This window comes from Chitinophaga sp. 22620 (genome assembly GCF_052044405.1).
Classification (GTDB): domain Bacteria; phylum Bacteroidota; class Bacteroidia; order Chitinophagales; family Chitinophagaceae; genus Chitinophaga.
The window spans coordinates 836,726-859,139 of record NZ_JBQEMV010000001.1; the positions used below are offsets into that span (position 1 = coordinate 836,726).

The 22,414-nt window shown below is 56.0% G+C and carries 8 protein-coding genes; 3 read left to right on the plus strand and 5 right to left on the minus strand.

Annotated elements, in window-relative coordinates:
- The first annotated feature begins 2 nt into the window (after positions 1-2).
- A complete protein-coding gene (locus tag ACTJIK_RS03630; protein WP_440644949.1) occupies positions 3-1,346 on the plus strand; it encodes a DUF58 domain-containing protein in 1,344 nt (447 codons plus the stop codon).
- Here the strand turns inward: ACTJIK_RS03630 and ACTJIK_RS03635 are convergent, their stop codons facing one another.
- Both ACTJIK_RS03635 and ACTJIK_RS03640 read right to left on the minus strand, forming a co-directional pair.
- Positions 1,347-4,013 (minus strand): outer membrane beta-barrel protein, encoded by a 2,667-nt coding sequence (locus ACTJIK_RS03635; RefSeq protein ID WP_440644950.1) that lies wholly within the window; start codon positions 4,011-4,013, stop codon positions 1,347-1,349.
- Between the two features lie 304 nt (positions 4,014-4,317).
- A complete protein-coding gene (locus tag ACTJIK_RS03640; RefSeq protein WP_440644951.1) occupies positions 4,318-5,073 on the minus strand; it encodes an SDR family oxidoreductase in 756 nt (251 codons plus the stop codon).
- A gap of 267 nt (positions 5,074-5,340) precedes the next feature.
- Between ACTJIK_RS03640 and ACTJIK_RS03645 the strand changes: the two genes are divergently transcribed.
- On the plus strand, positions 5,341-6,723 hold the full coding sequence (locus tag ACTJIK_RS03645; protein ID WP_440644952.1) for an OmpA family protein: 1,383 nt from the start codon (positions 5,341-5,343) through the stop codon (positions 6,721-6,723).
- 69 nt (positions 6,724-6,792) lie between these two features.
- On the opposite strand, the gene ACTJIK_RS03650 is transcribed toward ACTJIK_RS03645, so the two are convergent.
- The 3 genes from ACTJIK_RS03650 to ACTJIK_RS03660 form a co-directional block, all read right to left on the minus strand.
- A complete protein-coding gene (locus tag ACTJIK_RS03650) occupies positions 6,793-7,266 on the minus strand; it encodes a Dps family protein (RefSeq protein WP_440644954.1) in 474 nt (157 codons plus the stop codon).
- Between the two features lie 25 nt (positions 7,267-7,291).
- Positions 7,292-8,200: a transglutaminase domain-containing protein gene (locus ACTJIK_RS03655; RefSeq protein ID WP_440644955.1), complete on the minus strand. Its 909-nt coding sequence runs from the start codon at positions 8,198-8,200 to the stop codon at positions 7,292-7,294.
- A 97-nt stretch (positions 8,201-8,297) separates the two neighbouring features.
- Positions 8,298-10,868, minus strand: a complete 2,571-nt coding sequence (locus tag ACTJIK_RS03660) for an NACHT domain-containing protein (protein WP_440644956.1) — start codon at positions 10,866-10,868, stop codon at positions 8,298-8,300.
- Positions 10,869-11,595: 727 nt separating this feature from the next.
- On the opposite strand from ACTJIK_RS03660, the gene ACTJIK_RS03665 reads away from it, so the two are divergent.
- Positions 11,596-22,368 (plus strand): gliding motility-associated C-terminal domain-containing protein, encoded by a 10,773-nt coding sequence (locus tag ACTJIK_RS03665; RefSeq protein ID WP_440644957.1) that lies wholly within the window; start codon positions 11,596-11,598, stop codon positions 22,366-22,368.
- The last annotated feature ends 46 nt before the right edge of the window (positions 22,369-22,414 follow it).

The following is a 22,414-nucleotide window of genomic DNA, read 5'->3' on the forward strand; positions in this document are numbered from 1 at the left end:
ATATGGGAATACTCACCCGGTTCTACCGTTCATTTTTCCTCAGCACAAGGCTGTACCTGGCGCTGGGCGTGATCATTATCACATTTGTGACCGCCTTTTTTGTGCCGGTGCTTTTCCAGGCGGCCATCACCGCGCTGATCGTTTGCTCGGCCGTGCTGCTGCTGGATATGGCATTGCTGTATCTGCCGGGCCGCGCGCTGCGCGCAGAGCGCCGCATGAGCGACCGCTTCAGCAACGGCGACGAGAACGAAGTGGAGCTGCTCGTCCGCAACGGCTACACGTTTCCCGTGCGGCTGGAGATCGTGGATGAACTGCCTTTCCAGTTCCAGCTGCGCAACTTTTCTTTGAAAGGCAGCCTGAAGGCCAGGGAAGAGAAGCAGTACAAATACCGGCTGCGACCGGTGGAAAGAGGGGAATACCAGTTCGGCAACGTGCAGCTGTATGTACGGAGCGCCTTTGGCCTGGTTACCCGGCGGTATACGGAAGCGCTGGAAAAAACAGTGAAAGTATATCCCTCTTTCATGCAGCTGCGCAACTATGAATTATTTTCGATCAAACACAAGCTGAGCGAAATGGGGGTTCACCGCAAACGCGTAATAGGCCACAGCATTGAGTTCGATCACATCAAAGAATACACCCGGGGCGACGATGTGCGTACCCTCAACTGGAAAGCCACCGCCCGCCGCGGCACGCTGATGGTGAACAACTTCATGGAAGAACGCTCCCAGCAGATGTACTGCGTGATAGACAAAGGCCGCACCATGAAAATGCCTTTCGACGGGCTTACCCTGCTCGATTACGCCATCAACGCCACCCTCGTGTTCAGTAACGTGGCCCTCGGCAAAGGCGACAAAGCCGGCCTCGTGACCTTCACCGGTAAACAAACCGAGATCCTCGCCGCCAGCAGTAAAAAAGTACAGCTGAACAAAATACTGGAACAGCTCTACGCCCAAACCACCGCCTGGACGGAGAGCGACGTGGAAAGGCTGGGCGTGCACCTGCGCGCATCCCTCTCGCAGCGCTCGCTGCTCATCTTCTTCACCAATTTCGAGTCGATAACCAGCCTGCAAAGGCAGCTCCCTTTCCTGCGCCAGATCGCAAAATACCACCTGCTGCTGGTCGTGTTCTTCGAAAACACGGAGATCAAAAAGCTGAATGAAAAACAGGTACAGGATGTGGAACAGATCTACATCCAGGTGATCGCGCAGAAGTTTGCGCATGAAAAGAAACAGATCGTGCGGGAGCTGGCGCAGTACGGCATTATGTCGCTGCTCACCACGCCCGAACATTTGACGGTAGACGTGGTGAACAAATACCTTGAGCTGAAATCGCGTATGATGCTTTAACTACAGCGGTTCTTCCTTCTCGTAATCTTTCGGCCCCTTCTGGCCCAGCTTCGTGAATTTGCGGATGTTGTAAGTAACGTTCAGGCTGAAGAAACGTACATTCTTCCTGTTGTTGGAGTATTGTTCGTAAGTGTTGGTCAGCTCGTAGAAGTTCTTCACGCTGGAACCGAAGATGTTCTCACAGGTGAACGCCACGTTCAGCTTGCGCTGGAAAAGATTCACCTGGCCGCGCAGCCCGCTGTTGAAGCGTGCCTCCTGCTTGCCCTGTGAATAATAGCGCGGGCCGTTGTAACGGCCGTTCACCGAAATGGAGAACACGCGGATGCGGTAAGCCGCCCAGATGGTAAGGTTGGAGGTCCAGCCGGATACATGCGCGAATTTCTCACTCACCGCTTCTTTCCCTTCTTCCCCGCCGTCAGTAATCGTTTCATAATACCTCAAACCGCCGCTCACGTTCATGTTGAACGAGCCCTTATTGTTGCCCAATGCCTTGAAGAAGTGCGAATTGAGCGTCACATACGCGTTCCTGTCGCTGCGCGACGCAAGGTTCACGTAAGTGCTGGTATTGATGATGGTGCTGTCGTTGATGTATTCCACCTGGGTATAACGGCTGATGATGTCGCTGGCGTCCTGTTTTTCGAGACCCACTTTCACCTGGTGGCTCTTGATCTGCGCGGTGTACTCCAGCCGGTAGTCTTTCGTGAAAGACGGGCGCAGGTTGGGATTGCCGGTGCGGATATTGAAGCTATCCGCCGTGTTCACGAAGGGGTTCAGCTGTTCAGGCGAAGGCCGGTCCATGTTCCGGTTGAAGTTGAACGTGAGCTGCTGCTGCTTGTAATCGTACTGGAAATTGAAGCCGGGCGAGAAGTTCGTGTATTTGAACGGCACGCTGTTCTTCAATGAATCCAGCAGGGCCAGCTGGTTGAAGTATTGCAGGCCCGGGTTGAAACGGAAATTGGCCATATGGTTTTTCCAGGGACTGTAATTGATGCCCATGGAGCTGCGCACTTCGTAGGTTTCGTTGTTGAAGCGGTTGCCTGCATACAGTTCCTCCGATTTGTTGCCGATGTAGCCCAGGCGCCCCGTGAAGTTGTATCCCAGCTTACGGCTGCGTTTCCCGACGGATACGTTGGCGGCGTAGTTCTGGTTGAAATCGCTGTAGTCGGTGGAAAGCTGCGGCGCGGGCAGCAGCTCAATGTCGTTCACGTTCTTGCGCGTGGCATTGTTGAGGTTCATGCCGCTGCTCAGCTCCGCGGTGGCGCTCAGGTCGTAATATTTACCGTCCGAAAGCGGCTGGCGGAAGTGGATGTTGGAACGCAGGTTGAAGTTGCCGTTCTTCCGGTCGTTGCGCTGTAAAGAAGTATCGTCAGTAAGCAAATAAAAATAATCGTTGTTCCCATACCCGCTGCCACCGCCTTTCACGAAGTTGAAACCCGCTTCCAGCTTCTTCTCGGAGTTCTCTTCATATTCCTTAAAATAATACCAGTCGGTTACGGCGCGATAACCGTTGCGGCGGTTGCGGCTCTCCTGGTTTTTGATCATGGTAGGCTTCTGCGCGTAGTTGCTGTTGATGCTGTTGTTTTCCGCGTCGCTGCCGTCGCCCGTCCAGCCGAGGGTTACGGAGCCGCGGAGCCTTTCTTTTTCCGTGATCTTCAGTTCGTAACGGCCGTTCAGGTTGTGGTTGAAGTTATAGGAAGTGCGGAAGTTCTTCTGCGAAAGGTACGAGCTGTCGCCGCCCGGTGTTTTCGGGAAGTAGGTGCGGTTCACATAACTGCTGTCTGAATTATACTGGCCGTTGTTGAAATAAGTGACCTGGAAAGGCGCGAGGTTCAGGTTGTAGCGCATTTTGGCGTTCAGGTTGCGCCGGCTGTCCACCCCCGCGGTGAACGCTGCGGAATAGCCGCGGAACTGCACTTTGCGGGTGATGATGTTGATGTACCGGATATTGGTCCGTCCCTCCACGAGCGCCTGTTCTGCCTCCACCGCGTCGGGCGGGGCTTTCAGCACTTCAATGCGTTCTATCATGAAGGAGGGCAGGTTGTTCAGGTAGCTGTTGGCGTCCATGCCGGTAAGGGCAATGGGTTTGTCGTCCACGTAAAATTTCACCCGGTCCTTTCCTTCCATGGTGATATTGTTATTCGCATCGATGGTTACGCCGGGCACGTATTCCAGCAGCTCCATGCCGGTGCCGCCGGGCAGGAAGTTCTCATCCGGCGTGAAAATGATGCTGTCCTTGTTCATAGTGTACATCTGCTTCTGCCCCACCACGGTCACTTCCTTCAGGTTGCGGCTGCCGGTTTCGAGCAGGATGGTGCCCAGCTCGCGCTGGGTTCTTTCCGCGCTCAGCTTTACGCTTACGAAATAGGGGTTGTATCCCAGCGTGCCGATCTTCACGAGGTAGCTGCCGTAGGGCACAGGTTTCAGGAGGAAACCGCCTTTTTCATCGGCGGCAACGCCGGTCACGATGGAGGAATCATCTTCATTCAGCAACGCGACTGAAGCAAATGGAATGGGTTCTTTATTGGTGGCCTGAAGAACTTTCCCGCTGATGGCTCCCGTTTCCGTATCCTTGTTGGAAGGGGGCTGCTGCGCCTGTGCCGTAAAAAATGAAAACATACATCCCAGCAGGCACAGGAAGGATGTGCCGCAGTTTCGCTTGATACTCATCTATTCTTAACGTATAGGTTGATGTCCGAAAAATACGATCCCGCTTTTTGTCAAGGGTAACATTTACACATATGCATGATATGCAGGATAAATGGTAACGTACACGCTGCCTGTAATCACGGAAGGGGGTATCATAAGGTAAGACGTTCTATTCTTCAATAATCTTTGCCCATGAGGCGATCTTTCTGTAACTGGCTGGATGAACGGCGCGAACAAGGGATTTTCGGCCTGCGGCTCTTCCCGGGCATAAAAAAGCCCCGGCAGTACAACACCGGGGCCTTCTCCAATTATGACCAAATTCCGGTCAGGGAGCCAGGTAGGCCCCGTCAACCGGGTAATAAGCGCCTGTTACAAAAGATGCCTTGTCTGAGCTGAGCCAGATCACCAGCTCGGCTACTTCCTCCGCGGTGCCCAGCCGCCCGATGGGGTGTTTGGCCACGAGGGCGGCTTTCATTTCCGGCGGCGCCCCTGCCAGCAGGGGAGTGTCTATAAAGCCGGGCCCTACAGCATTTACGCGGATGCCCCGGGCGGAATACTCTATCCCGGCATTCTTGGTGAGGCCCACCACCCCGTGTTTGGCGGCCACATAGCCCGCTGAATGGGCAAAGCCCGCCTGCCCGAGTATGGAAGCCATATTCACAATAGCCCCGCCGCCGTTTTCAAGCATAACGGGTATCTGGTATTTCATGCAATAGAACACGCTGGCCAGGTTTACGGCTATCACCTTGTCGAACCCCTCCACGCTCATATCGGCGATCAGGTTCTGCTCGCCGCCGATACCCGCGTTGTTGCAGGCAATGTCCAGCCGGCCGTAATGTTTCAGCGTGGCTTTCACGAGCTGCGCGCACTCCTCGGGCCTGCTCACGTCGCATTTCTCAAACTGCGCGTCCCCGCCGGCTTTGCGGATGGCTTCCACGACGCTGTTGCCGCCTTTCTCATTCACGTCAGACACGATCACTTTCGCGCCTTCAGCCGCGTACAGCTTTGCCGTGGCCTCGCCGATGCCTGAGCCGGCCCCCGTTACCAATGCCACTTTCCCGGTAAATAACTGTTCCATCATTTATTTGTTTTAAATAAGTAATGAATACGATTCGCAAAAGGGAATGTAGTATTAACAAAAAGAGGGTGAAAGGGTTAAACTTTTCTATCCAACATTTGTGTTACCTTGCCATAAGTGCATAATAATTAATGTGTTTTTCTGTTATAATGATAGAGTTCCCGCTCTATGAAACTAACGTACAGGCATATATTATTTTTAATTCCCGTTCTTGGCCAGTTTGCAACCGGCAGTGCGCAGAATCTTGTTGCCAATCCAAGTTTTGAAGATGTGAACATTTGCACGGAATACCGCGCACCCTGCAATCCCTCTGCCTGGGTAAGCGTGTCACCGGAGCATATGCGTATAGATTACCTGTATTCCACGGCGGCAGTGGAAGGCGTGCAGCTGCTGAAACTCATGTACAGCGGGCATCGCGGCATGTGCAACTATGCGCAGAGCAAGTTGCTGTGCCCGGTAGTGGCCGGCCGGCAATACAGGATCACCGTAGTGGCGGGTTCTGAAACCCGCGAAACGGTAGAGATCGGCATCCGGCTGGATACGACCTGGATCTACCGCCTGGCCGCCGTGCCGCTGGACACGCTTCCCCCTACCATCGTGCTCACCGGCCGCGATGCATTGCCCAAAAACAAAAAAGACGGGATATTCAGCCGCATGGAAAAGGTGTTCACCGCGCCCGCCGGCGCCACGCACATCATTGTAGGCAGTTTCAATAAGCCCAAACGCGGGGACTTTTCGCGGGAATATGTGTATATCGACAGCATCGGCCTGGAACCGCTGGAAACACAACCGCTCTGCCCGGAAGCGCAGGCGGTGAAAGACACGCTCTACGCCTCGCATCTCCGCCATACTGTGCCGCGTAAATACCGTATCGAGGAAACGAAAGTCGAAATAAAAAAGGACAAGCGCCATTGCGTGACCCTCATCGTGAAGGATGAAAGCATTTTTACGCCGAAGGGCCGTTCAAAATACCCGGAAGCCGCCGCCAGGCTGGATTCCATAGTAAAGGTATACGACCCCTACGCCGGTACCAAAGTGATCGTGACCGGCTACGCCTTCAGGCCGGGAACGGCCGAATACAACAAGATACTGTCCACCGTGCAGGCCCAGAAGCTGAAAGACGTGCTGGTATACCGCCACGGCTTCGCGATGGACGATGTGGAGGTATACGGAAGGGGCAACCTGGAACCCCGCTACGACACCGCGACCGAGGCCGGTAAAGAAGAGAACAATTTCGTGGAGATAGAATTCTGCCATCCGAAGCCGCCGCCGGCCGTTGCTCCGCCACCCCCGCCACCCGCGCCGGATACGCTGGTGATCCCGGATGTGCTTTTCCGCTTCAACAGCAGCGAGCTGAACGCTAAGTTGTATAACTCGCTTGACAGCCTGGTGGCCCGCATCCCGCGCAACGATACCATCCAGCTGCAGATCCTCGGGTATACGGACAATGTGGGCACGGAAGCCTATAACCTCAATCTCAGCCGCATGCGGGCCGCTGCGGTGGCGGAATACCTGAAGGGTAAAGGGCTGGAGAAATATATCCGTCATGTATCAGGCCTGGGCGAAGCGGACCCGGTGGCGCCGAACGATTCCCAGGAGGGCAGGCAGCGCAACCGGCGGGTGGAGATCATTATCTACAAAGGATTGGATTAACAACAGCGGCAAGCGGTCATAAAAAAGGCCGGCCCTCAACTGGGCCGGCCTTTCACGTATCCCGGGTGATTATTTGCTCAGGTAAGAGCGGAGCATCCAGGCCATTTTTTCGTGCTGGCGCAGAAGGCCGGTCACGAAATCGCTGGAGCCAAGGTCTTTCTCCTTGTCGGCAAACTCGGTGATCAGCTCGCGGAGGAAACGGATGATGGTCTCATGGTCGTCAAGCAGGTTTTTGATCTGTTGTGACTGGTCGCTGGTATACTCGGGTTCCAGCAGGTGGGTGAGCTTCAGGAAATCCACCAGGCGGCCGGTGCTGAAGTGCCCGATCATGCGGATGCGCTCTGCAACTTCGTCAATGATCTCTGCCAATTCGCCATACTGTCCTTCAAAGAACAGGTGCATCTCGTGAAAATTGTCCCCTACCACGTTCCAGTGATAATTGCGGGTTTTGGTGTACAGCACTTGTTCATCGGCCAGCAAAACCTGCAATTTATCCGCAACTGCCTGCAAATGTTTCTCGGGAACTCCGGTGTTTACTTTCATGGTTATAATGTTTTGGGTAAAAAATCTACAATTCTATCAGCGCATATACTTTATCGTTCAGGTAACGCCCTCCGGGATTCCATGCGGAATAATCCAGGTTGATCCAGTATTCGCCCTTCATTTCATGATAATATAACTCTTTAACAGGCGGATTGTTGAATAAATGGACAATTGCCTGCTTCATCGTTTCAAACTCTTCCTTATTGCCGCAATACAGCTCCGGGTAAGCGTGCCCCTTGATCAGCACGATCCTGGTTCGGGCGCCTATGCTCTGCATGCAGCTGGCCATCAGGATGGAATGGTCATCGCAATCCCCGCCCAGCCCGTTCCGGATGGTTTCCATGGGTGTGGCGAAGTATTCATCGCGCTGGCTGTCGTTCACATACTTGAAATGATGGCGAATGTATTTAAAAAGCGAGAGATACCGCACCACCCTCCCGTACTTTGGAAAGTATTCGTCATAATAATCCAGTGAATGTTCAACAGAAAAGTTGCGCACGAGCGAATCTTTGTAAACGGCCTTCTCCCGGATGCCGCGAACGGTCTTGTCCATATAGGTCTCCACCTTGCGGGGGTAAAAGCTGAGGATGTCCAGCTGCTTGTTGTCACGCGTGCCCCAGTTGCCCTGCACCATGCCCTGGTAGTCGTTCAGCACATTGGAAAAGGAATACCGGCCGGTGAACAGGTTGAATACAAGGACGCCCGCCACCAGCACGAATGCCGGGATGATCAGCGGCTTAAATACCCACAGCAGCAGGCGGGTGAACAGGAAGGCGATCAGGATGGAAAGAAAAAGATCGATATGCCATTGCCCCAGCTGCACCACCGGCATGAACCGGTTGATATACGGAGCCAGGGGCAGTATGGTCAACAGGCTCAGGAGGTTCAGCAAAAAATGCTGGAAAGTGGAGTATTTGCTTTGATCGATCGGCATTACGGTATCTGGTACCGTAAAATTATGCCAATTACGCGGTACGGCCCCGGAAATATTGTTAAAATGCTATCAACATTCCCGGGGGGCCGCGGCCCGGCTATATGGGTTCAAAAGCGGGAAGCGTCTGCTTGAAGGAAGTGCTTTCCCGGATCAGCTCCATTTTGTGCAGGGCGTCTTTCTTCTGCTTGTCCATTTGCAGGTGGTGGTATATCCGGTTAAGTACACCATAATTGAGGAGTGCGAATATCTTGAAGTCCAGCTTCTGCGCCGTGTCCATAGCTGCTTCCGCAGCCCTGATGGCTTTGTTGAACTCTTTTTCCTGGTAATAGATCTGTGCCGCGATGATCTTCTGCAGGGTGTCCAGGTGGCGGCCGTTGAAGAAGTCGGAGGAATAGAACTTCAGCACGTTCTCCACATGCTGGCTGATCCTTGCCGCGGCGGCGATGTCGCCGGTGCTGATGTGCGCCTGGGCTTTCCAGCAGAGCAGCATCAGCCGGAAAGGATCGGTACGGTTGAAAAGGATGGAAGGATGCTGCTGGAAAAGCCGCTGCGTGAAAAGCAGCAGCTGGTGATAATCGCCCAGCATGAGGAAAATAAAGCACATCGCGCGGTACACGGCTTCTTCCCCGACGGTAAAGGTTTTTTCGTTGGCGAAATTCCAGTGCTGCACGTAGTGGTAGATCTTGTCCTTCATCTTCTCGTCCAGCTGCCCGAACTTAAGGTACTCGTAAATGAAGAGGAAGGCTTCGTAAGGGCTGATCCACATTTCTCCGGCCATTTCGCCGCCGGCGCAGATCTTTTTGATGTTGGACAATTCTATCTCGCATTGTTCCGCATCCAGCTGCATAAGCGCCATCACAAAAAGATTGCTGCGGATCTTGAGCTTGTCTTCCGGCGACTCTGCCATACCCAGCAGGGTATTGAGCACTTTCCTTTTTTTGAAATGGATAAAATCGTCGTTGATGAACTGGCTGAAAGGGTTCTTCCTGAACCAGCCCGGCGGGAATATGGCGGACAGCTGTAATTGCTGGGAGCCTTCCTGCTGGTAATGCAGCACCACGTATTCCAGCAGGTGCGCTTTTTCGAGCGTGGCCAGCGGCAGCTTGAAGAAATTGCGGATGCTTTCCACCTGGTTGCCCGTGATGGCGTAACGCAATAACCATTTGAACACTGCTATACGGAATGGGCTTTGCGGGAAATAATCCAGCACATGCCGCAGCAGGGGCTCAGACACGCTTTGTTCGTGCTCTGCCAGGAAGTGCATGGCGGTGAAGTATTCCAGCAGGAAGTTGTGCGCAAAACGCACTTTCACATTGAACATGATCTCCTGGCTCAGGTTTTCTTCCACCAGGATGTTATCCGCCAGCAATTCTTTATACGCGGGGAAGAGGTCCGCATTTTTATTCAGCAGCGTGCATTTGTCCGTATACAGTCCCGCTTTCCCCATATCCAGCAGCTGCAGCATTTTATCGATGATGCGCACTTTGAAGGAATTGGCGGTGGAGTTGAATACCCGGTTCTGGACAAAGCGGCTGATCACTTCGAACAGGCTGAGGTTCTCGTCTATGAACGACTGCTCCGGCGTGGTATTGAGTTGTGAAAAGAGTTGCAGGTAGTAAGGATGCCTAAGTTTTTGCAGGAAGCTGTCTGAGAACAGTCGTACGGTGGCCGGGTCGAAATCGAAATTGTACAGCACGGATTTTACCTCCTGTTCGGTGAGCAGGGGGATATTGGTATTGGTGTCTTCATCCATTTCCGGGCCGAGGTACCAGTATTTGCGGAACGAAGGGTACTGGTGGCTTTGGTGGAACACTTCGCCCCAGGTGCCGGAGCGGATGGAGAGGATCACTTTTACCCATGGGTGCTGGTCGTTCGAATACACGAAATCTTCCAGCTTGTTGTAGAGCAGCTTCAGCTTGTCTGCGCCCATGGCGATCTCGTCGAACCCGTCTATAATGAGCACAAGGCGGCCGCCTTTTTCGTTGGGGTGGGTGGAGAAGTATTCGCGGAAGTTGTCGCCGTTGCCGAGGCTCAGCTGGTTGTCCAGCCAGGCGGAGAGGGAAAATCCTTTGAGGAGGAGGCTGCCGGCGGCATGCGCGTTGATAAACCAGCAGATGTCATTTTGATACACAGGGTCTCTTCCGAACCAGTAATGTTCTGCTGCGTGTACCAATGCGAGTGATTTTCCCCAGCCTGAGGGTGCGATAAGGACAGTGGCGGCGTAGCTGCTTTCCAGGAATCTTTCGATGTGGGAGAGGCAGTATTGCCTTGGCACCGTGTTCTCGAAGGGCATGCCGCAGCGGTTCTTGAGGGTGAGCATGGTGTAATGCGAAACGGCGGCTGCGCGTTTGCGTACGTCTCCCCATTTGGAGTGATCTTCCGGCGGCTGGCGGAATGTTTTTTTATAGAAGTGGGTCTGGAATTCTTCCCAGTCGCGGTACCGGCAATACTGCGCGAGCGTGTTGAGGGTATAGCGTGAGAAGCTGTGTTGCGTGACTGCAAACCCGAAAACACGTTTGAGTGTGGTTTCGCTGACGAGTTTTCCGGTATGGTTAAGAATAGCCTGGGCGAGGTGTTTACATTGATTTGGCTGAAGATTTTCCACCCCGAATTGTCGCAGCACCTCACTTTGTAAAGTGATGATGAAGTCGTAGGACAGGTCGATCATATGGGCACACAATTAATGGATTAGGACTATAGAGACCCCCGAATAATGGTACGAGTGAATAGATACGTAAGCGAATGAATGTTTGGATTTTGTTTTTTCAGGAATGGATAAACTGAATAGGTAATAGTTGATTGAACAAACATGTTTTTTGATTTGATTATCAATTAAATGACAGGTACTGAGGGCGGTAAAAAATTCTTTGAGATTTTTTTTCCCGGATAATCCTTGTTTAAAGGATGATAGAAATGACGAAAGGAGTGAAAGCTATGCATAAAAAAGAATTGATTTTACGGGTATGTGACATTCATTGGTGAATACACGAGTTACAGTTCTTGAACAGATTTTGTTCATTCTTTTTTAAAATGAACAGAATGAACAGACGTTCAAATAATGAACAGACTCAATCCTGTTCATAGAAATGAACAAGAATGACACATCGTTTCATGTGTGAACCCCTTTAATTTCGTGGTGTCAGAGATCATGTGCTTCCGAATATACCTGTATCAATCATCGTGAATCGTTTCAACCGAATGTATCCTATCAAAAACAAAAGACCGGCTTCCGATACCTGAATTTTTTTGACAGAACCATTCTTGCAAACCATTCCCCATGTGTATAACTATTGGCCTGTGAGAAACCATCACCCCTGCTCAAATGCAGGATGGTACCCCGTTTCAGGCCCTATATCGTAGTAAATATTACTTCATTATAACCCAAACCATTGTATATGAGTTTTAATGTTACTCCTACATGCCTTTTGCGCATCTTTATTGCCCTTTCCTTTACCTGGCTTTTTGGTTGGCCGGTGAAAGGTGCGCATGCTGCTGAAAAAGCCGCTCCTTCAGCCTTTATGCAGTACTGGTGGTATCCCTCATCCAATATGGCTTCCGCTGTGCCGGAAGACTGGTATGGACGATCTCCGCTGATCGCCGGCAGCCAGGCCGCCGCATCTGCAAACACGTTCTTTGCCGCGGGCCCTATCTATAGCCCGGGCGCAAGCGACCAGGAGATCAAGCCCCCCGTGCTGCTCTGCCCGCTGTGCTCCATCACCAACGACGCGCTCAGCCACGACGGCGACATCAATACCGCTGCGCAGGTGAACGCCACGCTGGGCATACTCTCGTCTACCGGACAGCGTATTATCTTTCCCGGTACTTACGAAGCGGGAGACAGCGTAGTGGTAGATTTCGAAGTGCCTTCCACCGTAGTGGACGCAGCACTGCTGGGCGGTATCCGCCTCGCCGTGTTCAACGGAACCTCCACCACGCCCCTGCTGGACGTGCCGCTCAACTCCCCGCTTATAAACGTACAGGCGCTGGGGGTAGGCGCAGCAGGCAAACGAAGGGCTGTGGTGGCCATTCCCGGCCAGTTCGACCGTGTGGAAGTAACCATCGGCGCAGTGCTCAACACACTTAGCAGCCTGCTCATATACGAAGTGACCGCCATGGTGCCTGTTACTGTTACGCCCAGCGCGCGACCGGTGATCTCCCCGGCAGGCGCCGCCGCAACGCTCAACGCATCCATGCGCCTGGGCGCCGCTACCTTCAACTGGTACGATGCGCCGGTGGGCGGCAACCTGCTCGGCAGCGGCCCCGCCTTTACCTCGCCCGTGCTCACCCGCGGCGTGCATACTTATTACGTAGCCGCTACCACCACGGCAGACGGCCGCGAAAGTTATATTCGTACAGCCGTTACCGTTGATGTAGGCGGCGGCCCCGGCCTGTTGTGGACCTACGGCGACCAGGAAGTTAGCCCGCGGCTTGCCGGCATTTGCGCGCTCTGCACCGTCACCGATCCGATGAATGCCGTAGATGCGAATCCCAGTACCTCCTCCCTGCTGTCTGCCCCTGTGGGTGCGCTCAGCAGCGTAGGCCAGCTCATCCAGTTCCCCGGTATCTATCAGCCCGGCGACTCCATCATTCTCGACCTGGAACTGCCCGGGCAATTATACACCAAATCGATACTGACCAATATCGCCATACAGCCTTACCTCGGCGCCGCTACTGCCGGCGCTGCCACGAACTTAGGCACAGACCTGATCAACGTGCAGCTGCTGGGTATAGGTATTGGCGGCACCAATAAATTCAGGGTGAGCATACCCGCCACCGCGCCGTTCGACGGCGTGGAAGTGAAGCTGAACGCGGTACTGGCCGAACTGGCCGCCCTGCGCATTTATGAAGCTGCCGCGATGATTCCTGTAGCGGTCACCCCTTCACCCGCACGTATACCTTACAATACTACCGCAACGTTAAATGGAACTGTCCGCCCGGCTGGCGCTACCCTCAACTGGTACACCACGCCCACCGGCGGTTCGGCCATTCATACCGGCACATCCTTCACCACTCCCCAGCTCACCCGCAGCACCACTTATTATGTGGACGCCGCCACTCCCGATGGCCTGAGCAGCTACCTGCGCACCGCGGTGCCGGTAACACTCGGCGGCGCGGACGGTCCGCTGTGGAGCTACGGCGATACCGAGCAAAGCCCACAGCTGAGTGGTGTTTGCATTGGATGTTCCGTGCAGAACCCCGAACTCGCGATAGATCATGATACGACCACTGCGTCCAACATCAGCATACCCCTGGGCGTATTAAGTTCCGCCGGCCAGCTCATCCGCTTCCCGGGCAATTACCAGGCACAGGACAGCATTATCCTCGACCTGGCCATTCCCGCCGGGCAGTTGCTGAGCGCGCAGCTGCTTTCAGGCATCAGGGTGGAAACCTTTAACGGCGCCGTTTCCAACAACGACGCCGCTGCTTTCAGCACGGCTCTCGGGAATGCGCAGCTGCTGGGTATCCCGGTAGGTCCCACCGGCAAATTCAGGGTTACCCTGCCTGCCACCGCCCCGTTCGACGCTGTGCAGATCTCTCTTGCACCGGTGGCAGGCGGCCTCGCCAACCTGCAGGTGTTTGAAGCCACCGCCATGATACCTGTAACGGTAACGCCCGCAGAGCAAACGGTGCCTGCCGGAACAACCGCTACCATCAATGCGGCCAACAGGCTCACCAATGCAACATTCAACTGGTATACATCCCCCAGCGGCGGCACTCCCGTTGGTTCAGGTCCGGCTTTCGTTACGCCGCCCATGAGCCGCCGCACCACTTATTACGTGGAAGCAGCCACGCCTGACGGCAAAACCAGCTTCAGCCGCACTGCAGCCATAGTGAATGTAGGCGGCGGCCCGGGCCCGCTGTGGACGTATGGCGACCGGCAGGACGGGGCAGTGATCACAGGCATCTGTGTAGGCTGTACCGTTGCCGATGGCGACAATGCGGCGGATGGAGATACCACTACCTCTTCGCTGATCAATACCACCGTAGGCGCACTGGGCGCTGTTTCGCAGCTGATCCATTTCCCCGGCACCTACGAAGCGGGAGACAGTGTGGCCTTCATCCTGGAACTACCAGACCAGTTGTTCAGTCTCGCAGCGCTGGGCGGCCTTACCGTTCAGTCCTACAATGACAATACACCCAATGGCGATGCCATTACGCTTGATAATAACCTGGTGAGGCTTGAACCCCTTGGTGTGGGTGTTGGCTCGACCGGTAAATTCCGTGTAACCGTTCCCGTGAATGCAGCGTTCGACGGCGTGAGCATCGGCACATCTTCCGCGCTTTCCGCGTTAAGCAACCTGCGTGTATATGAAGCAGTAGCCTTCATGCCGGTGGATGTTACGCCGCCGGCCCCGGTGATCCCTTCCGGTACCACCGCCACCATGACTGCCAGCGTGAGAGCGCCGGGCGCAACATATGCCTGGTACAGTTCCCCCACCGGGGGCACGCCGCTGGGCACCAGCGCCAGCTTTACCACCCCGCCGCTTACCCGCAGCACAGAATATTATGTGGAAGCCTCCACGCCGGATGGCAAGAAAAGCTTTACCCGTACAGCCGTTCCCGTTACCGTGGGCGGCGGTCCCGGCCCGCTGTGGACATACGGCGATAACGAGCAAAGCCCAATCGTTGGCGGCATTTGCCTGGGCTGTGTAGTGCAGAACCCGGCGCTGGCGGTGGATGGCGATACCACTACCGCTTCACAGGCTACTATAACCGTTGGCGCGCTCGGCTCCGTAGGCCAGTTGATCCAATTCCCCGGCACCTACCAGGCGGGAGACAGCATCTCCTTCACCCTTGGCGTGCCCGGCCAGTTCCTCAGCGCCGAGCTGCTCGGCGGCATCAGGGTACAAACCTTCAACGGCGCCACCCCCAACAACGACGCGGTTATGCTGGATAACGACCTGGCGAATCTCCAGGCGCTCGGCCTGGACGTGACCGGCAATGTGAGCAAATTCCGTGTAACCATTCCCGTGAATGCCGTTTTTGACGGTGCGCAGGTAGACCTTACCGGGCTTGTTTCAGGGCTCAGCAATTTGAATATCTACGAGGCTGCCGCCTTCATACCGGTAACTGTAACCCCGCCGTCCTTAACCGTTCCATTCGGCAACGATACCACCATCACCGCATCCATCAGGCTGCCGGGCGCCACCTTCAGCTGGTACGATACGCCCACAGGCGGCACACCGCTGTTTACAGGGCCCACCTTTAACACGCCGGTGCTGATCGCGGATAAAACATTCTACGTGGAAGCTTCCACGCCCGATGGCCTGAAGAGCTATATCCGTACCGCGGTACCCATCACCGTAACCGTTGGCCCGGCCAGTCCCAACCTTTCTTGCGGCCGCGGCATTACGCAAACCAACTCCACCTTTGGGCTATGCCTGTTGTGTTCTGTTCAGGACGCCGCCCTGGCGGTGGACGACAATCCGCAAACCTCTTCGTCTATCCACGTGCCTGTGGGCCTGCTGGGCGCCGGCGCTTACCAGCGTTTCCAGTTCGGCAATCAAAGTTTCCCGGGCGACAGCCTGCGCATAGTGGTAGGTTCTACCACGGGCCTGCTGGACCTGCAGCTGCTGGGCAACGTCACCATCCGCCCGCGCAACAATGGTGTTGAAAACGCGGCCGATGTAAGACCGCTGAACAACGGCCTGCTTAACGTTCAGTTACTGAATGGTGGCACGCAGCAGGTGGTTTCATTTGCGCCTTCCGCTGTGTTCGATGAAGTGGAAGTAAGAATTGCGGGTGTTGCATCGGCGCTTACCGAGATCAACGTGTTCTACGTACAACAAATAACACCGCGTGCAACGCTGGCATCAGATACCGTGAACGTGTGCAGCGGCTCAACCGCCGTGCTGAACGCCAATGGCCCTGCCGGCGCTACTTTCCGCTGGTATGATGCGCCATCCGGCGGCACGCCGCTATTTACCGGCGCCACTTTCACCACTCCCGAAATTACCGCCGATGCGGTGTATTACGTGGAAGCAGTATCCGCGGGCTCTACCTGCCCGAGCGAAGTGCGCAGCCCGGTATTCGTGAAGGTCGGCCTGCCGACGGTTTCCGTAACCGCTAATTCAGTCACCATTCCACAAGGCGGCACCGCCACCTTTAACGTCAATACGCCGGACAGCACGCTGACCTACAATTGGTACAATGTGCCAACCGGCGGCACGCCGCTGTTCACCGGCCCGAGCTTTACTACCCCTGCGCTGAACGCTACCACTACATTCTATGTGGAAGCCAGCAACGACAGCGGTTGTGTGAGCGCGCAACGCATCCCTGTGACCGCAAATGTTGTGATCACCGATCCCGATGCTCCCTGCGATATTGCCACCACGCAGATCAGCAATGCCAACGGCATCTGCCTGGGATGTTATGTGGACAACCAGGGCTCGGCCGTGGACGCCAGCACCCAGACATTCTCCACGCTGCATGTGGTAGCGGGATTACTGGGAGGTTATGTACAGCAAACGCTCATCTTCCCTGCCGCAAGCGACGCGGGAGACAGCGTAAGGCTGCTGATCTCCTTCCCGGCATCCATTGCGGATGTGGGACTGCTGGGTACCTTGCAGCTCGCTACTTATAACGGCGCCACCTTCAACAACGACCGCACCACGCTGAATGGCGGATTGCTTACGCTCCGCCTGTTGCCCGGCAATACGCAGGCCCTTGTGACCTTTGCGCCCGCCGCTGTATTCGACAGGGTGGAACTACGCATGAACGCTGGCATTGCAACCGCGCTGAGCGCAGTGAGCGTACATTACGCTCAACGGCTCGTTCCCGTGCCGGTTCTGCAGGCAGACACTGTAGCCACCTGTCCGGGCAGCACGGCAACACTGAGCGTTACGCCGAGGCCCAATACCATATTCCGCTGGTACAGTACGCCCACCGGCGGCACGCCGCTGTTCACCGGCACTACATTCGAATCCGGCCCAGTTACGACCGATACAGCCTTCTATGTGGAAGCTGTGAAAACTTCCACCAACTGCGCGAACCCGGTACGTACCCGCGGTGTGGTGAATATCGACAGCGTTCCGGCTGCGCCGACGCTTGAAGCCACCACCGTTACCACCTGCAGCGGCAGCAGCGCTGTGCTCAGGGCAACAGGCCCGGCAGGGGCCACCTTCCGCTGGTATTCACAGCAAAGCGGCGGCACGGCCATATTCACCGGTGCAACCTTTACCACGCCGGTGCTGGACAGCTCCGTGGTATACTATGCGGAAACCGCGTCTTCCGGAGGTTGCGCAAGCACTTCACGGACAGCGGTACAGGTTAACATATCCGTTCGTCCGGGTACGCCGGACGTAACGCCGAACGGTACCTCCATCTGCGCCGGCGGCATGGCTACGCTCACGGCCAGCTCTGTAACGCCGGGCGTTACCTTCAACTGGTACGCCAGCGCGGCGCTGGACAGCGTTATCTTCAGCGGACCGGTATTCACCACGCCGGCGCTGAATGCCACCACTACTTATTTCGTAGCTGCGGCCAACGGCCAGTGCATAAGCGCAACACCGCGGTCTGTGACCATACAGGTGAATGCTGCGCCCGCGAATCCGACCGTAAGCATACAGCCTGCGTCAGGCACGATAGAATACGGGCAGACGGCAACGCTTACCGCATCATCGGCCACTGCCGGCGCCACTTACCGCTGGTTCCTGGATTCACTGGGCACAGCGCCGGTGTTCACAGGAGCACAGTATGTAACGCCGCAGCTCGCCAATACCACTAAGTACTTCGTGGAAACCGTTGCGCCTTCCGGTTGCGCCAGTGCCACCCGCACAGCCGTTACCGTGAATGTGAACCGCAACTTCAACCCGGGTTGCGACTTTGCGAACGCGCAAACCAATACGGTGAACGGGATCTGTCTGCTTTGCGCGGTGACCAATCCGGACAACGCAGTAGATACCGATACCGCCAACTTCGCGAACATCCAGGTGCCGGTTGGCCTCGCTGCGAACGTGGCTTACACCTTCGATTTCGGTGGGCTTGCGGCAGCAGGGGACACTGTGAAGATCAGGTTCTCCACCCCGGCGGGTCTGCTGGATGCAGCGGCATTGTCCAACATAGAGGTGACATCTTACAATGGCGCCACTTCCAACAACGATACCCGTACACTCAGCAGCAGCGCATTAAGCGTGGTATTGTTGGGTGGCGCTAATCAACAGGCGGTTCTGTTCGCACCGGGCGCGCCATACACGAGAGTGGAGATCAGGCTCAGGAGCCTGGTGGGTGCATTGCTGAACATGAACATTTATTATGCGAACCGCGTGCTGGCATCGCCGACAGTAACGGCCAACAGCACAACGCTCTGCGCAGGCGGCCAGGCTACATTGACGGCAACCGCCTCAGACAGCGCAACGGTGCGCTGGTATACCCAAGCGATCGGCGGCACGCCCGTATTCACCGGTAAAGTGTTTACGACCGGCGCGCTCACGGCCAATACTACGTATTATGCAGAAAGCTACCGCGCATCCACCAATTGCGTGAACCCGATCCGCACGCCGGTAACCATCAGCGTGCTGCCGGTTCCGGATGCGCCGGTGATCGTGAGCGGGGATACTTCCATCTGCTCCGGCAATACGGCTATCCTGCAGGCAAGAACAGTGAACCCGGCGCACAGCATCCGCTGGTTTGCCGCCGCTTCCGGTGGCGCGCCACTGTCGCTGGACAGCGTGTTCACCACCCCGGCGCTTACCGCCAACGCCACTTACTATGCAGAAGCATACAATGGTACATGCGGCAATCTTACCAGGGTACCTGTAACCGTAAGCGTAGGCACGGCTCCGGCAGATCCTGTTCTTGAATCCAATAATCTTACCATTTGCTCCGGTAGTCCGGCCATCCTGAAAGTGACCTCTACAACAGCAGGGCTCACGATCCGCTGGTACGCCGTACAATCCGGCGGCACACCGATAGCAACGGGAGCCACCTTCAACACACCGAACCTGGCAGCCACCACGATCTATTACGTGGAAGCTGTAAATAACACCGGCGGTTGCATCAACGCGGGCGGCAGGTTGCAGGTGACCGTGAATGTGAACTCCACACCGGCTGTTCCGGTACTGGCAAGCCCCGTAACCACCGTCTGCCGCAACCAGCAGGCCACACTTTCCGTGAGCAATCCGCAACCGGGCGTGACCTACAACTGGTACAGCGCAGCCACCGGTGGTACGATCCTCTTCACCGGGGCCAGCATTACCACCAATGCGTTGACCGATACGGCTACCTTCTTTGTAGAAGCTGTAGGTACAGGCAATTGCGCCAGCGCCAGCCGTGCAACAGCAGCTGTAAGCGTAGTGGCAGTACTGCCGCCGCCAACAGTTGAATCCGCCAATGTTGCGGTATGCCGCGGCTCGCAGGCGATCCTGCGCGTAAGCAACCCGCAGGCGGGCGTTACCTATAACTGGTACGACGCTCCGGGCGGCAACCTGCTCTTCTCCGGCGCGGCTTACACCACCGGTGTGGTAGTGGCCAACGCCACCTACCATGTTGAAGCAGTAGGCGCAGGCGGTTGTAGCAGCACAGGCCTCACGCAGGTAAATGTGACCGCAACCGACGCACCTGCATTGCCGGTGATCACTGGCAACACAACAGTATGCCAGGGCAGCCCGATCAGCCTGAGCATCCAGAACCCGCTGCCCGCGCTTACCTATAGCTGGTACAGCGCAGCATCGGGCGGAACACGCCTTGCACAGGGCGTTACATTCGCGCCGGCAGGTGTAACCACCACCACTACCTATTACGTGGAAGCTGCAAGTGGGACCTGCACCAGCGCCGGCAGAACGTCTGTGACAGTTACAGTGAACCCGGCTCCGCCGGCTGTAACCGTGGACGCCACTGCGAAAACAGTCTGCACAGGCAACAGCGCGGACCTGCATGTAACCAACCCGCAACCGGGCATCACTTACCGCTGGTACGACGTACCGACAGGCGGTACAGTGCTGGCCGCTACGCCGGACTACGTGACTGCTGCGCTCACCGCCAATAAAGATTTCTATGTTGAAGCAGTGAATGCCAGCAATTGCACCAGCACCACGAGAACCAAAGTGACCGTGACCATAGCGGCAGGACCTGTCGCACCGACGGTTGAATCCGCCAGCGTGGCAGTTTGCCGCAATGCGCCGGCCACCCTGCGCGTAACGAACGCGGTAGCAGGCATCACTTACAAATGGTACGATACACCGGGCGGCGCCCTGCTGTTCACCGGCACCGTATATACCACCACAGCGATTACCGGCCCGGCTGACTACTATGTGGCAGCTGAAAGCGCAGGCGGATGCGGCAGCGCAACCCTTACAAAAGTGGACGTGACCGTTACAGAACCACCGGCCTTACCGGTTGTAGGCGGCAGCACTACCATTTGTCTTGGCGCGCCTGTAAGCCTCACCATTACCAACCCGCTGCCAGCGCTTACTTACAGCTGGTATAGCGCCGCGACGGGCGGCACGCGACTGGCACAGGGCACAACGTTCGCGCCCTCCGGTGTAACAGCTACCACCACTTACTACGTGGAAGCTGCAAGCGGTACCTGCACCAGCGCCGGCAGAACCACGGTAACCGTAACGGTGAACCCTGTTCCGCCTGCCGTAACGGTAGACGCAACTACCAAGGCCGTATGTGCCGGCAATACCGCAAGCCTGCATGTAACCAACGCGCAGCCAAGCCTTGCTTACCGCTGGTACGATGTACCGACGGGCGGTACAGTATTGTCTACTAACACAACTTACATCACCGGCCCGATCACGGCGAATAAAGACTTCTACGTCGAAGCCCTGAATTCCACCAATTGCGCCAGCGCGACACGTACAAGAGTGAGCGTAACCATCACCAGCGGTCCTGCAATACCTGCAGTATCCGCCGGAACGGTAACCGTATGCCGCGGCAACAGGGCTACCTCCAGCATCGTTAACCCGCGCACGGACCTGCAATACCGCTGGTACGACGCGCCGATCGGAGGCAACCTGCTGTTCACCGGCACAATGTATACTACTGCCAGCCCGCTCACTACCAGGGATACCGTGTATGTTGAAGCGGTAGTAGCCGGCGGAACCTGCGCCAGCAATGGCCGCAGCCAGGTGATACTCATCGCCGCGGATGCGCCGTCCACACCAACACTGGTGAACGGCGGTACAGTGGCGGTTTGCACCGGCTCAACAGCCACCTTCACGGTGCAGAACCCGCTGCCGAACACCACTTACCGCTGGTACGACGCAGCCATGAACGGCAATCTCCTGCAGAACAGCGCAAGCCCGACCTTCACTACACCGGCGCTCACCGCCAATCTCGATGTGTATGTTGAAGCAGTGATAGGCGGCGGCTGCGCCAGCGCCGGCAGGGCCAAAGCGTCCGCAACCGTAGGCAACATACCAGTTGCGCCGGTTGTAACTGCGGACGCCGGCACCGTTTGCCCGGACAGCACTGCAACGCTGAGAGCAACATCTACCAACGCAGGCGTAACCTTCAGCTGGTACACATCCGCAACAGGCGGCAACGCGATATTCACCGGGCCCGTGTTCACCACGCCGGCTCTCACCGCAGCAGCCACCTACTACGTAGCAGCCGGCTACAACGGCGGATGTGTAAGCGCAACGCGCACACCGGTGACCGTGAATGTATACACAGTGCTGCCTGCACCAACGGTAGCGCTGGCCAGCAGAACGGCCAATTCCGTAACCTTCACATGGAATGCGATAGCAGGGGCACTCGGCTACAGGGTATCTACCGACGGCGGCGTAACCTTCACGCAACCGAGCTCTGGCCTCACAGGCACTACCCATACGGTTACCAACCTCCAGCCCAACCAGGTTGTCACCCTCCAGGTGATGTCTGTAGGCGCCAGCGCCTGTGCAAACAGCGCGTGGTTCCAGGGCGGCGGCAGCACGGATAATCCTGCGGGCAACCTCATCTTCGTGCCCAACGCATTCACGCCTAATAATGACGGTACCAACGACATCCTGTATGTATACGGTACCACCATTGCAACGCTTGAAATGAGGATATACAACCAGTGGGGCCAGCAGGTATTTGAAACGAAAGACAAAGGCCGCGGATGGGATGGCACCATGAGCGGCAAGAAACAGCCGGTGGGCGTATACAACTACGCACTCCGCGCTACCCTGCAGGATGGCACAACCGTACAGAAACGCGGAACCATCACCATTATCAGGTAGTAGCAATTGGCAAGCACAAAACACAAATCTGCCGGAATGAAGCACC